12 protein-coding genes are annotated in these 14,214 nt (G+C 47.5%); 9 read left to right on the forward strand and 3 right to left on the reverse strand.

The annotated features are described in order from the left end of the window. Positions 1 to 279: 279 nt before the first annotated feature. The 4 genes from EJN92_RS20145 (at position 280) to EJN92_RS20160 (ending at position 3,360) form a co-directional block, all read left to right on the forward strand. Entirely contained in the window at positions 280 to 1,197 is a 918-nt protein-coding gene (locus EJN92_RS20145; RefSeq protein WP_126130034.1) for an EamA family transporter, read from the forward strand. Between the two features lie 251 nt (positions 1,198 to 1,448). Continuing rightward, positions 1,449 to 2,165, forward strand: a complete 717-nt coding sequence (locus tag EJN92_RS20150) for a LemA family protein (protein ID WP_227869618.1) — start codon at positions 1,449 to 1,451, stop codon at positions 2,163 to 2,165. Between the two features lie 2 nt (positions 2,166 to 2,167). Further along, the gene (locus EJN92_RS20155) at positions 2,168 to 2,866 is read left to right on the forward strand and encodes a TPM domain-containing protein (RefSeq protein WP_157984407.1); all 699 of its coding nucleotides are present in this window, start codon (positions 2,168 to 2,170) and stop codon (positions 2,864 to 2,866) included. Then, positions 2,863 to 3,360 (forward strand): hypothetical protein, encoded by a 498-nt coding sequence (locus EJN92_RS20160; protein WP_126129470.1) that lies wholly within the window; start codon positions 2,863 to 2,865, stop codon positions 3,358 to 3,360. The genes EJN92_RS20155 and EJN92_RS20160 overlap by 4 nt, the downstream gene beginning before the upstream one ends. A gap of 217 nt (positions 3,361 to 3,577) precedes the next feature. Here the strand turns inward: EJN92_RS20160 and thrC are convergent, their stop codons facing one another. After that, the gene (thrC, locus tag EJN92_RS20165; protein WP_126129471.1) at positions 3,578 to 5,038 is read right to left on the reverse strand and encodes a threonine synthase; all 1,461 of its coding nucleotides are present in this window, start codon (positions 5,036 to 5,038) and stop codon (positions 3,578 to 3,580) included. A gap of 128 nt (positions 5,039 to 5,166) precedes the next feature. Then, a complete protein-coding gene (locus EJN92_RS20170) occupies positions 5,167 to 5,751 on the reverse strand; it encodes a helix-turn-helix domain-containing protein (protein WP_126129472.1) in 585 nt (194 codons plus the stop codon). A 261-nt stretch (positions 5,752 to 6,012) separates the two neighbouring features. Between EJN92_RS20170 and kbl the strand changes: the two genes are divergently transcribed. From kbl to EJN92_RS20190, 4 genes are all read left to right on the forward strand, one after another. Continuing rightward, on the forward strand, positions 6,013 to 7,230 hold the full coding sequence (kbl, locus tag EJN92_RS20175) for a glycine C-acetyltransferase (protein ID WP_126129473.1): 1,218 nt from the start codon (positions 6,013 to 6,015) through the stop codon (positions 7,228 to 7,230). Between the two features lie 62 nt (positions 7,231 to 7,292). Further along, complete coding sequence (locus EJN92_RS20180; RefSeq protein WP_126129474.1) at positions 7,293 to 8,273, forward strand: NAD-dependent epimerase/dehydratase family protein; 981 nt, start codon at positions 7,293 to 7,295, stop codon at positions 8,271 to 8,273. Between the two features lie 39 nt (positions 8,274 to 8,312). Next, positions 8,313 to 9,695 (forward strand): L-serine ammonia-lyase, encoded by a 1,383-nt coding sequence (locus EJN92_RS20185; protein ID WP_126129475.1) that lies wholly within the window; start codon positions 8,313 to 8,315, stop codon positions 9,693 to 9,695. A 546-nt stretch (positions 9,696 to 10,241) separates the two neighbouring features. Next, the gene (locus tag EJN92_RS20190) at positions 10,242 to 11,156 is read left to right on the forward strand and encodes an amino acid ABC transporter substrate-binding protein (protein WP_126129476.1); all 915 of its coding nucleotides are present in this window, start codon (positions 10,242 to 10,244) and stop codon (positions 11,154 to 11,156) included. A 74-nt stretch (positions 11,157 to 11,230) separates the two neighbouring features. Here the strand turns inward: EJN92_RS20190 and EJN92_RS20195 are convergent, their stop codons facing one another. After that, the gene (locus EJN92_RS20195; protein ID WP_126129477.1) at positions 11,231 to 11,998 is read right to left on the reverse strand and encodes a metallopeptidase domain-containing protein; all 768 of its coding nucleotides are present in this window, start codon (positions 11,996 to 11,998) and stop codon (positions 11,231 to 11,233) included. Positions 11,999 to 12,686: 688 nt separating this feature from the next. Between EJN92_RS20195 and EJN92_RS20200 the strand changes: the two genes are divergently transcribed. After that, positions 12,687 to 14,159 (forward strand): WS/DGAT domain-containing protein, encoded by a 1,473-nt coding sequence (locus EJN92_RS20200; protein ID WP_227869619.1) that lies wholly within the window; start codon positions 12,687 to 12,689, stop codon positions 14,157 to 14,159. Positions 14,160 to 14,214: the final 55 nt, after the last annotated feature.

Consider the following 14,214-nt stretch of genomic DNA (forward strand, 5'->3'; position numbering starts at 1 on the left):
GTAGCTAAAATTAATAAGCCTGATACCGGAAACAGTATCAGGCTTTTTTTCGCGCTGATCAGGCGTGGAGCCTATTACTGACTAAAGTCCGGATATGACCGCAACTAGTCGGCGCCAGGTCTGGTGTATTCGTGCGGTGCTGGTATTCTCATGTCTATAATCACATTCGCGATTGGCAAGTGTGATTAAGCAAAAACGCACAACTGGCATAGGTGTACACTCACAGCCATAGTGATTTCCTGTAGCGCTTTCTTAGAAATGAACATGTCGACAAACCTTATTAGCCCGCGCCACATCATTACCGCCTTAATCGTGATTTTTTTATGGGGTATGAATTTCGTCGTCATCAAAATAGGCTTGCAAGGTGTGCCACCATTTCTATTGGGCGCCTTGCGTTTCGTACTAGTGGCCTTCCCTGCGATACTATTTCTGCCACGCCCTCAAGTGCCATTGAAATGGCTACTCGCCTATGCGCTGACGATTAGTCTAGGACAATTTGCCTTCTTATTCTCAGCGATGGCAGTCGGTATGCCGGCGGGACTAGCCTCTCTGGTATTACAAGCCCAGGCTTTTTTTACTGTGGGTTTGTCGGCTTTAGTCTTTGGCGATAAATTGCGGGCATCGAATCTGCTAGGTATGATCATCGCTAGTCTAGGCTTGGTCTTACTTGGTAGCGCGAGCCTGAATAATGCAGCCACTTCAGTTAGCCATGTCAGCATATTGGGGTTTTCACTGACTTTATGCGCTGCCCTGTCCTGGGCTTGTGGAAATGTCATCAATAAGAAAATTGGCATGATTTCTAACTCAGTATCGACTTTAAGTCTGGTCGCATGGAGTGCCTTGATACCGATATTGCCGTTTTTTTTGCTTTCCTATTTATTTGAAGGAAGTGCGGCTATCGTTGGCAGCCTGAGCAATCTCTCTTTATCCTCGGTACTGACAGTCATGTACCTGGCCTTCGCTGCAACTCTGGTCGGCTACACCTTATGGGGCCGCCTGCTCGCGAGTCTGCCTACACACATGGTGGCACCGCTGACCTTGCTGGTGCCGGTAGTTGGTTTGAGCGCCGCTTGGCTACTTTTGGATGAGGCGCTAAAAACAAATCAAATCATCGGTGCAGCGATCGTGATGTGCGGCTTACTGATCAATGTGTTTGGCCACAAGTTTAGTGCGGGAGTGAAACGGGTGGTGCGCTGATCTTTTAGCGGTCTCGTACTAAAGCGCGTTCTGCTATTAATTTTTTCGAATTTTCGACAGCGTGCTAATTATAATTCGGTAAAATTTGAGTCCTCTCTTTTCTCGAATTGCAAGCATCGTAGCTCATCAAGCTTTAGCTCAAAAATTTTCGTTAAAAATTTGACTACGAAGAATGACTCAGTAATACTTCTGTCAAGGCAATTTTTCCTAGCTTCGTTCAATTAGACACTAGGATATCTGAGCTTAAACGCATGAACGATAAACAGCACACTAAACAAATTAAAATTCAAACAATGACCGACCTCTTTCCTAAAAAAAATGAAACAACGCATTTACCTGGATATGGAGAACAAAAACCTTACGCTGGAAAATGGTTACTTGCAGTTTCGACGCTCATTTTTGTATTAATCACGCTATGCGCTTGGTACTCAATGAATCAGTACAATTATTTGCAAGACAATGACGAGCGGGTCGACGCCGAATGGAGTCACGTATTAAATCAATATACACGCAGAGCGGACTTGATTCCTAACCTGGTAGCCGTAGTTAAATCGTATGCATCGCATGAGACAAGCTTGTTTAATGAAATCGCTGCCGCGCGCTCCAAAGTAACTGAACTCTCTTCATCCGCGAAAAATAGTACAGATCCGCGCGCACTAGCGCAATTTCTGGAAGCACAAAAACAATTAGCAGTACCTCTTTCACGCTTATTAATGGTTGCAGAAAAGTATCCGGACCTCAAGGCTAGTGATTTATATAGAGATCTGATGGTGCAATTAGAAGGAACAGAAAATCGAATAACGTATTCTAGACAAAGGTATATAGAAGCTGTGGCGAGATACAACTTTATGGTACGTCGTTTCCCTAGTAATTTAATTGCGAAACAGGCAGGCTATAATGCCAGAGCAAAATTTGACGTGGAAAATGTGTCTGCTATACAGCATCCGCCAGAAATCGAACTGAAATGATAATGCGCTTATTTATTGCTTCAATCGCTTGTTTGTTTTGCGCGTCAGCGCTAGCTTTATCGTCAGACAATCCAGTAGTCATCTCCAATATTGAGTTTCCTATCCCGGATCAGTATTTGTTAGTCAACGACTACTTCGGACTTTTAACAATAGCAAGGTCCGTAGAAATTAATAAAAAATTACAAGCACTAGAAAAACATAATGGGACACAAATCGTCTACATGTCGGTACCATCAACCGGCAAGCTGGATATCCGAGATTACGCTATCAAAGTTGCCAACAAGTGGGACCTGGGGAATAACGGTCAAGGGAATGGCGTACTATTTCTTGTATGCCAGGATGGCAACATGTATATCTATGTGGGCCCGGGAGTAGCCGGTGCGTTGCCTGACGTGAAAATAGCCCGGATATTCAGAGATATTGCAGCACCTCATTTTAAGCTTGAAAATTATTCCGAAGGGATAGAGGCTACTTTGGATGAATTAATCAAGGCAGCTAAATGGGAAGACACTACTCCAACGTTTTATAACTATCTCGATGCAACTGGATACTATTTTTCGCCTTTCCTGAGCATTTTTGAACGAGTAAAAATGTTACTCACTTTAGAAAGAGTGTTAATAGGAGCACTCGTACTTTTTGGGGTTTTGTATGCGGCCGGATTGATGATTAGCCGCAGGAAAAAAGATCGGACAGCGAATTGAAACATGTAATGGTTTTTGTTGTGCTCGGCCTCTCCATCTATTTTTTGGCCATTAAAAAATCTGACATTGATTTACTCATGGTACCAGTAGCCAATTATAGTGAGGCACAGGCAGGCAACCGTTTTGCAGATGTGATGCCCAGTCAGTTGCCTATTACCCCGAAACTATTGGCCGAAGTAGGAGTTGTGACGGTGGTATATTTTCACGATGAAAACTGTTCCGGCTGCTTACAACTCGATAGAAATATCGCGGACTTTTTAGTCGTCAGACCCGATGTTGCGGTCCGCAAGGTAAGTATGAGCCCTGGTAAAAATGGCTATAGCGATGCAATCAGAGATTACCAATGGAAGATTTACATGGCACCATGTATTTTGATCTTTGATAAAAATCGTAAGTTAATTGCTGCCGATGAAAAAACGAATGCTACTGGTCAAGATTTACTGGAAAAATGGATGGCCAGAGAATTAGACCATTCTGCAAACAAGAAGATATAAACGATTGTTTGAAGCTCGGTTTTCAAGAGATAAATTTACTCAGAAATCGAAAGCCAAATGTGGCGCCGTCATCTCAGAGATCTAAATTTATGTCAAAGGTAGGCGCAGTGGTCATGCGCCTCTTGGCCCGAAAAACCTTGGAAAGGCGCACTAACAATGCGCCTTTTGTACTATAAATACCGCCAAGGTCAACCTATCTATCGAAGCAACCCAATAATTACAAACCAGTGTGCTCCGCGATAAACGCTTTCATTTTCACGACATCAGTATCCATGACGATGAAACGTTGCGGTAGCGCTTCTATATTTTCAAAACCAGCCGGGCGCTCGGCATCCCGCCCCAGTGCTTCTTGTATGGTTTCGTTAAATTTTGCTGGCAAGGCGGTTTCTAGTACGATCATAGGCACGCCAGTTTGCAGATGTTCTAGCGCGACCTTGATACCATCGGCGGTATGCGTGTCGACCGTGATACCGTAATTTTTTTCCACCTGACGTATCGTTGTGAGTCTATCTGCGTGCACCGATTTACCCGATTCAAAGCCAAAATGCGCGATCTTCTTAAATTCATCGCCATCACTGCCAGGGCCGCCTGATAAATCGAAACCACCCTCTGTCTCAACTTTTTTGAATAAGGCGGCAACCCGTGCTGCATCGCCGTCTAACAGATCGAAAATGAAGCGTTCAAAATTGGAGGCCTTGGAAATATCCATAGACGGGCTGGTGGTATGCCAGGTTTCGGCTGACTTGCGGACACGGTACACACCGGTGCGGAAAAACTCGTCCAAAACATCATTCTCATTAGTGGCTACCACTAATTTATCGATAGGTAAGCCCATCATGCGAGCGATATGACCGGCGCAGATATTTCCAAAATTGCCTGATGGTACGGTAAATGAGACTTTTTGCTGGTTATTGCTAGTGGCACTCAGATAGCCGCGGAAGTAATACACCACCTGGGCTACCACCCTCGCCCAATTAATTGAGTTAACGGTACCGATTTTTTGACGACTCTTGTACTCCAGATCATTTGAAACTGCCTTAACCATGTCCTGACAATCGTCAAAAACGCCATCCACCGCAATATTGTAGATATTCGGGTCTTGCAGGCTGAACATTTGTGCCGTCTGAAATGCGCTCATTTTTTTATGCGGCGACAGCATGAACACGCGTATGCCTTTTTTGCCGCGCATTGCGTATTCGGCTGCACTACCGGTATCGCCCGAGGTCGCGCCGAAGATATTGAGTTCAGCATCATGCTTGGCTAAAGTATATTCAAACAAATTACCCAATAATTGCATCGCCATGTCTTTAAACGCCAGCGTAGGACCGTTTGACAAGGCCTGCAGCAACAAGGATTTTCCATCAGCGTCGGTCAGCACACGTAATGGGGTAATTTGCGCGGCATCTTGCTCAGGGCGCGTATTGCGATACACCTCGCCAGTATAGGTCTTGTCACAGATAGCTTTGAGATCGGCTTCTGGAATATCGCTTGCAAATTTCTTCAATACCGCCAAGGCCAATTCGGCATAGGAAAAAGTGCGCCAGGCATTGAGCTCGTCGGCTGTCACTTGTGGGTAGCATTGCGGCAGATACAGACCACCATCCGGCGCTAAACCGCCTAACAGGATTTCAGAGAAATTTTGCTGTGCGGTGTGACCGCGTGTCGATACATAATGCATAGTAAAGAGAGATTTGGCGAAGTTGGAAGAAAGGTTTTCAGCATTATATCTTCCCGCCAGCGCTAAGGCCGTGCAAGAGAGCAATTTATTCGCGTTAAATTCGAATTTTATTTGCTGCTCGCAACTTTTTACCGATGAATCACCACCATTATGGCTTTGGCTTCGGTTTTTCCGATATTTCGTATGGCGTGATTCTTATCTGCCTCATAACGCGCAGTCCCTCCCAGTTTGAGTTTTTTCTTGTTACCGTCTACTTCTACTTCTACACTTCCTTGTAGTAGGGTCAGATGTTCGGTTGCACCTGGGTCATGTGAGGCTGACACCAGTGCGCCGCCGACGGCAAGGCTGAGTTCATACCATTCGAAACGGCCTGCCAATTCCATAGGGCCTAAAATTTTGAGTATGTAACCAGCATGTTCCCCCGGCAAGGTCGGGGTTTCATGTGGCTCTAACATGCGTATGCTGTCGACCACAGGAGCTGTAGATGAGAGTAATTCAGCAATACTCACACCCAGCGCGTTGGCCAAGCGCCAGGCGACAGCGATGGTTGGATTGGCAGTTTCACGCTCTATCTGCGACAACATGGATTTGGATACGCCGGCGGTGCGCGACAGGTCTTCCAGTGTCAAGCCGCGCTCTTGGCGCAGGCGTTGCAAAGTTGCACCGACCTGAGGGGGTGCCGCTGTTTGCTGGTTTACGATCACTTTTTTCATATTTTTTCTTGCATCGTTCGAAAAGTATAGCTAATATCCGTTATATCGAATTTTTGTGCAATATATCGAATTATTGTAAGTTGAGTAAATTTCCTAGTTGCGAGCCATCTTATCAGAAACAGCTGGCACTAAAAGGCAGAAATACTTGAATTCAACGCAGCTGCAAATTGTATTCGACTTAATTAGAACTTAAGCACTTAACTATCAATATCACTAGCACCAAAGCACCTAAATACTCACGCATTAGCCCTGGAGACAAAAATGACCGCAGACGCAAACAAAACCAGCAAGAGAAATGAATTCTTCTCCGAACTAGGTGGCAAACTCGACACTTTGCGTGAGCAAGGTCTGTACAAACCTGAACGCGTGATCGCCTCGCGTCAGGGCTCCTCGGTTACTTGCGACGATGGCCGCCAATTAATCAATTTGTGCGCGAATAATTATCTAGGTTTGTCGGGCGATGAAGCCACCGTGCAGGCATCCATTGCTGCCACCGAAAAATATGGTTATGGTCTATCGTCGGTGCGTTTTATCTGCGGCACGCAAACCGTGCACAAACAATTAGAAAAAGCCATATCCAGCTTCTTAGGGATGGAAGACACTATCCTTTACGCCGCTGCTTTCGATGCCAATGGCGGCGTCTTTGAACCGCTGTTTGATGAGCAAGATGCGATTATCTCGGATGCACTGAACCACGCCTCTATCATCGACGGTATCCGTCTATGTAAGGCGGCGCGCTATCGTTATGCAAATAACGACATGGCCGATCTAGAGCTCCAACTGCAAGCCGCAGCCGACAAGCGCCATCGCATCATCGTCACGGATGGCGTATTTTCTATGGACGGTACCATCGCAAAACTCAATGAGATTTGCGATCTGGCAGATAAATACGATGCTCTGGTAATGATCGATGAGTGCCACGCTTCTGGCTTCATGGGCGCAACCGGACGCGGTACCCACGAACACCACAATGTCATGGGTCGCATTGACATCATTACCGGTACACTGGGCAAAGCCTTAGGTGGTGCCATGGGCGGATTTACCGCTGCGCGCAAGGAAGTGATCGATACTCTACGCCAGAAATCACGTCCCTATTTATTCTCGAATACCTTAGCCCCTTCTATCGCTGGCGCCTCCTTATCAGTATTAGAAAGACTGTCATCGTCCACAGAATTACGCGACCGCCTGCATGCAAATACCGCCTTCTTTCGCAAAGAAATCGCTGAACTAGGTTTCACCATCAAACCAGGTACCCATCCAGTGGTGCCGGTGATGCTGTTTGACGCTCCGGTCGCGCAAAAATTTGCTGCGCGTATGTACGAATTAGGTGTACTAGTCACCGGTTTCTTTTATCCGGTGGTGCCTATGGGGCAGGCACGCGTTCGGGTGCAACTTTCGGCTGCTCACACCACAGAACAATTGAAAACTGCCTTGACCGCCTTTGCGCAAGCCGGTCGCGAACTTGGCTTGATCAAGTAAAACCAAACAAGTACTAGCCAAATACTAAGCACACAGAATAAGTTATTAGAAAGAAGTTTGATATGGAAAGAATTTTAGTCATAGGCGCCAACGGTCAGATCGGTAGCGAATTGGTAGACGCGCTGGCGGCCCAACATGGCGCGGACAATGTCATTGCTGCCGACATCAGCCCGGCTAGCTTGTATGGTGCCAAGCGTTATGAAGTGATCGATGTGCTCAATGCTGACAGACTCGCTGCCGTTGCTGAGCAATACCAAATCACTCAGGTGTATCAATTGGCCGCCCTATTATCTGCCACCGGTGAGCAAGCGCCCTTAAAAGCCTGGACCTTAAACATGGACGGCTTACTCAATATTCTGGAGTTGGCGAGGATACGTGGTGCCGCAGGCAAACCACTGAAAGTGTTCTGGCCGTCCTCGATTGCCGCTTTTGGCCCAAATACACCGGCCCAAAATACACCACAATATACGGTCATGGATCCAAGCACTATTTACGGCATCAGTAAACTGGCCGGTGAGCGCCTGTGCGAATATTATTTTCAGAAATACGGCGTAGATGTGCGCAGCATACGCTACCCAGGCATCATCAGTTATAAGTCGCCGCCGGGCGGTGGCACTACCGATTACGCCATCGCGATTTTCCATGCTGCCCTCCGTGGAGAAAACTATCCATGCTTCCTGGAAGCGGAAACCACGCTGCCTATGATCTACATGCCAGATGCAATCCGCGCGACGATTTCTTTGATGGAGTGCGCTGCCGACAAACTTTCTATTCGTTCGTCCTACAATGTGGCCGGTCTAAGCTTCAATCCACGGGAATTAGCGTTAGTAATCGAACAAAATTTGCCCGGATTTGCAATACACTATGCGCCAGACAGTCGTCAGGCAATTGCAGCAAGCTGGCCACAAAGTCTGGACGATACTGTCGCCCGCCAGGACTGGGGTTGGCAGCCGCAAGTTGATCTCCAACATTTGGTGACAGACATGCTGAAAAATGTCCAGATCAGCCCAGCGAGTGTAGCAACTACCAGTAAGGCGGCGTAAAAATAACCATTGAGACAATCAAGTTAAAAGGCGGACAGTATGGACATGCGGGTATTCGATTTATTTAAAATTGGTGTAGGTCCATCCAGTTCTCATACCGTAGGTCCGATGATCGCGGCCAGGCGTTTTTTACTTGAGTGTCCAGATCTATTTAAGGCCAGCAAAGTACAAGTTGGCTTATACGGCTCACTGGCCTTGACTGGTATCGGTCACGCCACGGATAAAGCGGTGTTACTCGGTTTAATGGGCGAGACGCCGCAAGACGTGGCGCCCGACACGGTAGAAGATAAATTAAGCACGCTCGCCACTAGCGGCATCATGCATTTGCTGGGCGAATACAGCATTAAATTCGATATTCTGGATGACTTGCTGTGGTTCAAAAAAGAAGTGCTGCCTGGTCACCCTAACGGCATGCGTTTCACACTGACCCGCACTGACGGTAGCGTCTATGAGAGAATTTTTTACTCAACTGGCGGTGGCTTCATCTATTCTGCAGAAGAATTGCAACAAGATGGTAGCGCTACTGAAAAAGAAGTGGTCGCCGTGCCCTACCCGTTTGGCACCATGGCAGAATTACTCGCGCATGGAAAGCACAGTGGCAAAAGCATCGCTGCAATGTTGCGTGAAAATGAACTGGCACATTGTAGTGCCGACGAGCTCGATGCTGGCCTCGACCGGATCTGGAATGTCATGAGCCATTGCATAGATCGCGGCTTGCAAATTACCGGAGAATTGCCTGGTGGCCTGCACGTGCAAAGACGCGCAGCCAAACTATGGCTGACCGCCAATAACACCACCAATGTCTTGCCTCACGATGGCATGCACAAAGTGAGTCTGTACGCGATGGCCGTGAATGAAGAGAATGCTGCGGGCGGGCGCGTAGTGACAGCGCCGACCAATGGCGCGGCTGGCATTATTCCGGCAATTCTCAGATACTATTCACAAGACTGCAAACCTAGCAATCCAGAACACGGGATACGCAATTTTATGCTAGTGGCCGCAGCCATCGGTATGCTGTGCAAGAAAAACGCCTCAATTTCCGGCGCCGAAATTGGCTGCCAGGGCGAAGTAGGAGTGGCGTGCGCGATGGCCGCCGCTGGCTTAACCGCAGCCTTAGGCGGCAGCAATGAACAAATCGAGACTGCGGCCGAGATCGGTATCGAGCATCATCTGGGAATGACCTGCGATCCGATCGGCGGACTGGTGCAGATCCCCTGTATAGAACGCAATGGCATGGGCGCGGTCAAGGCGATTACCGCAGCTTCATTGGCTTTAAAGAGCGATGGCGTACATCACGTCAGTCTCGATCAGGCCATAGAAACCATGCGTCAGACCGGCTTTGATATGCAAGCGAAATATAAGGAAACCTCTTTAGGCGGTCTGGCGATTCATGTCATCACTGTCAATCACGCAGCTTGCTAATACTGAAAGCTGGCAAACGCGACTAGCGTTTGCCTAGCTCCCTAAGTTGGCATCGCTATCATTTCTAGATAATTTTCGAACCCATGCCGCCAGCGCGCACTGTTTATGCGCCTGCTGGCAGCATATGCTCCCAAACCCGCATGGATAGTGGGCTGCGGGGCTATGGTGTTTTTATTTACTCGCCGTGCAGCCTGATATTTTCGTCAATTATTCACAAATATCATATCCGATATGAGAAGTTAAAATTAGGTGGCTAGCGCATCTCACTTTAAAATTCCACATCGGCAATTTTAAAGTGATAAATTTAAGCGCAAGCTTGAACTTATCCCTCCCCTCTTCCAAGCAGCTAGTGCATTGGTAAGCAGTACACCTTGCCTACGCTGGCGTCGCCGCCTCACCCTATTTTAAATATGCGGGTAGCGGCAGCGGCACCAATTTAAATAATCGCTTTGTAGCTCTTCGTACGGCCTGTTTAATTTTCTCTAAATCGAAAATTCCCAGGCCTCGCATATAGAGCTGTAATGCTATAAATAGAAATATACATCCATGAAAATTACTTTCTCCGCGCGCGTTTGCGCTGCCCTGCTTGCTCCCGTTTTGTTTGCCTCTGCTGGCGATAGCCTGGCCGGTGCGACTTTAGATCGCATCAAACAAAGCGGTGTCGTCAACATAGGTTTTCGCGAAGCCGGTCTGCCATTCTCGTATAAGAATTCAGATCAAGGTGCGCCTTTGGGCTATAGCATCGATGTGTGTGGCGCTTTGGTGGATGCGATTAAACAAGAACTGCGTGGAAAAAATACCGAAGTAAAATACGTGCCAGTGGCGGGATCAACCCGAATACAAGCTGTGCTGGATGGCAAAATTGATCTTGAATGCGCCAATTCCACCAACACCAAGGCGCGTCGTGATCAAGTTGCCTTCAGCATGCCTTACTATTTCGCTGCTGCGAAATTACTGGTCAAGCAGAATTCTGGCATCAGCAAACTTGAGGATATGGGAGCGAAAACCCTGGCTGTCCTCAAAGGCACAACCGGTGCGATGATCGCCGAAAACGCCCGTAAAACGCGCGGCATGGCGAGTTTAAAAATCATGGTAGTTGATAGCTCAGCCGATGGTGCATTGGCGGTAGAAAAAGGCACGGCGGATGCTTTTATGCAGGATGACATTTTACTGCACGGTTTAAAGGCGCAAGCTAAAGAAGCCTTAATCGTGGTCGGTGGTAGTTTATCGGTAGAGCCTTTGGCAGTGATGTTCAATAAGAACGATGCTGAACTGGCAGCCCTGATGGAACGCGAGATGGCGCACTTGTACACTTCTGGCAAGATGAAGCTCATCTATAAGAAGTGGTTTCAGTCGCCGCTTCCACAACGTGGTTTTAACCTGAACGTACCATCCAACCCTTTATTGGCCGATATGTTCAGTCGTCCTAGTGGCTTCGTAGTGGATTGGACCATGCTGTAAGCAAATAGCTAAATATTTGTCAAGCGCGGTTTGCAACCGCGCTTTTTTTATGCGTGATCAATTAACTCATCCAGTTAATTTACCCAGTTAATTTCGCGCGCAGTTTGGTCGCCAATGACGACATGATCCAGACTTAGGGGAATGCTGGAGCTGCTCCGCGTCAACGCTGTGCGCCCGCCCATGATCTCGGCAAATTGTTGCGGATATAAAGGATCTTGTTCAGGATGAGCATAGCCTTGCGGAAAAATCGGTTGATTGGTCTGCAGATCGTATTTATCCGTTGCGCCCAAGGTATGTAGAAATTCGTGCGCGATGATGACATTATTTTGCGACTTCATCTGACTAGTCGCAAATACGTTAACCCGGCCGAGTAAGGCTTTTTGCAGTGCGGTAGAGTGATCTAACTGCGAACTCTTGTTTGGATCAAAATATAGGACAAATAATTTGATTTGAGCACCAGGTCCGTGGGTTTCCGCATTTCTAAATGACCACCAACGCAGCTGCAAACTCCAGATAATCACATCAAGTACCGAGCCCGCCACAGGTGGTGCGGGCGGGACACTAGTCAATGTCGGCCCTAAGCGCAGCTCTATCGAGGCATTTGCCGCGCGCTCGCGTCTGGCGGCTTCGGCCAACATAAATTTTTCTAGGGGTCTAAATTCATCCACCGTTAAGGCGCGCACATAGGCTTCACTGACTGGACTGGCATCCGCATTAATCGGATACACGTTGACAATCAGGGTGTACTTCCAGGCCACGGAATTGGTCTTGGCACGCCATGCGGCCATGCCAACGGCGGCCAGAACGAACAGTAAAAAGGCGATACGCAGAGTTTTGAACATCGCTAAATCGGGAGTTAGGAGTAATGAAGGCAGACGCTAAAGTTTAACAGCCATTAAAAGCAAATGGTATTGATCGGATTTAAATGATTGCAAATGCACTTGGCGTGAGCCTGCCTTAGCAGCCAGATCTTGAAACAGACCTATCCAGCGCATCGATGAAATCCGAAAAAAAAATACACTCAAGAAACCTTCGTCTTCAACAATTCGATGCCTGTTGTTTTCTGTATCAGGGCGGGATGCGGTGGCACTTCGCTTTTTTTTCAAAAGCCACTGATCTGTCTATCACTAATAAAAATCTAGGTGCCATAGCTAAACTAAGCCATCCGACTCGATTCAGTGCGTAAAAAGTCACTGAGTTGCCTTCGAATATTTTTAATAAAACTCCCCGCATTGGAGTAAATATTCTAAATAAAATCTGTGTTCGAAAAGGCAATTCCATTAGTCTTAATGAGCAAAAACCGCAATCGAAATTGCTGATTACCATCAGCTTTAGATGACTTTTAGTTCGTGCGCCTACCCGCTTCCGATCTAGAAACTGCAGATGTTCGCGCATAGGAAGGGGAGCTAAAGATCGGTTTAATGAATCAAGATAAAAACAGAAATAAGAAATTGATGAACTAAACCAAGTAGGTAGTAAACGCCATATTGCTGACATCTTTAAAAAAAGATGCGGTTAGAGGAGACAAACATGAAAACAAGCAATTTGCGAACGCGCGAAGCCATTACCACGTCCCTTAGACAGACAGCTAGGGGTGCTCAGATAGAAGCGAAGCCAAATACTAAAATTGGCAGCGCCTCGAAAATGACACGCAGGGATTTTGCCTGGCACAGGATGGATAGCGAAAAGAACCTGATGGTCATTAACAGTTTTTTGATGTTCGAAGGCAAACTCGACATGCAGAGATTAGTGTCGACCATTGCACATCGTCTACCTAACTACCCGCGCTTCACGCAAAAAGTGGTGACCCGCATGGGCTTGCCACGTTGGATTGAAGACACGCGCTTTGACATCTTAAAACACATACAGCGCTCTGATCTCAGTGAGCAACTGAGTCCCTACGAATTGCAGCAAAAACTAACAGCAATGGCCCATGAGCCGCTAGAAAGCGGGCGTCCTTTGTGGCATATGAGCGTGATCGATCAGGTTGGTACTGGTTACGCGATCGTGTTTCGGGTGCATCATTGCATCACCGATGGTTTGGGCTTGATCCATGTACTCAATCATCTCACCGATGACAATGACAGCCATGGTGAATCACCGTCAATGACAGGGCACCCACATAGCGCGGAAATGGTCTTGCAATCAGTCTGCTCACGTTTGGCTCGTTCACTCTCATGGCTAAAAATCGCTGCACATGTGACGCGCTTATCACTCCTTTGGCCAGATGCAAAGACGCGGTTAAAAGCGCCACTGACGGGCGAAAAACAATTGGTATGGCTGCCGCCCTTGCAAATCGATCAAGTCAGAAACATGGCTAAACGCATGGGCGTTACCCTCAACGATGTCTGGGTGGCGGCGGTTTCCGGTGCATTGAGAGAATATTTAATAGAGCAAGGCGAACAATTGGACGGCAGATCTTTGCGTGCCGCAGTCACTTTTAATTTGCGCGAAAAAACCAATGCGTTTCAATTGGGTAATGAGTTTGGTCTGGTCGCTTTAGAGTTGCCCACGAATGTAGACAATCCTCGTCTCCGTTTAAAAGAAGCGAACCAGCGCATGAATGCGATCAAATGTTCGCACCAGCCTCAGGCAACCATGGCATTTTTATCCCTCGCCGGATGTCTACCACGCTCACTGCAAAATTTCGCTCTCAATCTATTCACATCTAAGGGCTCGGTAGTATTGACCAATATTGAAGGTCCTAGCCACGCGCGTTACCTGGCAGGATCAAAGATGACCGATCTGATTTGCTGGGTACCGCAAGCCGGAGTAATGGGGGTAGGTTTCGCCTTCATCTCCTACGCTGGGCAGATACAACTGGCCTTATTTGTCGATACCGATCTGGTTAAATTTCCTGAACGCTTGATGAGTTTGACCTATGCAGCCTTCGCTGAACTGGAGCACGCCACTAAGCTAAGCGTCGTAGAAAAAACTGAGGCAGAAGTAGTGACTAACGAGCTCCAGATTTCCAGCCTTGATAAAGCAGCTAGCACGAGCTAATTCGGCAAGCAATCAATCTGGACCACTAGGACTGCCACCGCGCCAGCCGCGATCA

It is taken from the genome of Undibacterium parvum, assembly GCF_003955735.1.
In the GTDB taxonomy this organism is placed as follows: Bacteria; Pseudomonadota; Gammaproteobacteria; order Burkholderiales; family Burkholderiaceae_D; genus Undibacterium; species Undibacterium parvum.

Bases quoted from the DNA above. Each gene is read 5' to 3' on its own strand.
- EJN92_RS20170 (WP_126129472.1), bottom strand. From the start codon at position 5,751: ATGAAAAAAGTGATCGTAAACCAGCAAACAGCGGCACCCCCTCAGGTC.
- EJN92_RS20180 (WP_126129474.1), top strand. From the start codon at position 7,293: ATGGAAAGAATTTTAGTCATAGGCGCCAACGGTCAGATCGGTAGCGAA.
- thrC (WP_126129471.1), bottom strand. From the start codon at position 5,038: ATGCATTATGTATCGACACGCGGTCACACCGCACAGCAAAATTTCTCT.
- EJN92_RS20200 (WP_227869619.1), top strand. From the start codon at position 12,687: ATGAAAACAAGCAATTTGCGAACGCGCGAAGCCATTACCACGTCCCTT.
- EJN92_RS20155 (WP_157984407.1), top strand. From the start codon at position 2,168: ATGCGCTTATTTATTGCTTCAATCGCTTGTTTGTTTTGCGCGTCAGCG.
- EJN92_RS20185 (WP_126129475.1), top strand. From the start codon at position 8,313: ATGGACATGCGGGTATTCGATTTATTTAAAATTGGTGTAGGTCCATCC.
- EJN92_RS20195 (WP_126129477.1), bottom strand. From the start codon at position 11,998: ATGTTCAAAACTCTGCGTATCGCCTTTTTACTGTTCGTTCTGGCCGCC.
- kbl (WP_126129473.1), top strand. From the start codon at position 6,013: ATGACCGCAGACGCAAACAAAACCAGCAAGAGAAATGAATTCTTCTCC.
- EJN92_RS20150 (WP_227869618.1), top strand. From the start codon at position 1,449: ATGAACGATAAACAGCACACTAAACAAATTAAAATTCAAACAATGACC.
- EJN92_RS20190 (WP_126129476.1), top strand. From the start codon at position 10,242: ATGAAAATTACTTTCTCCGCGCGCGTTTGCGCTGCCCTGCTTGCTCCC.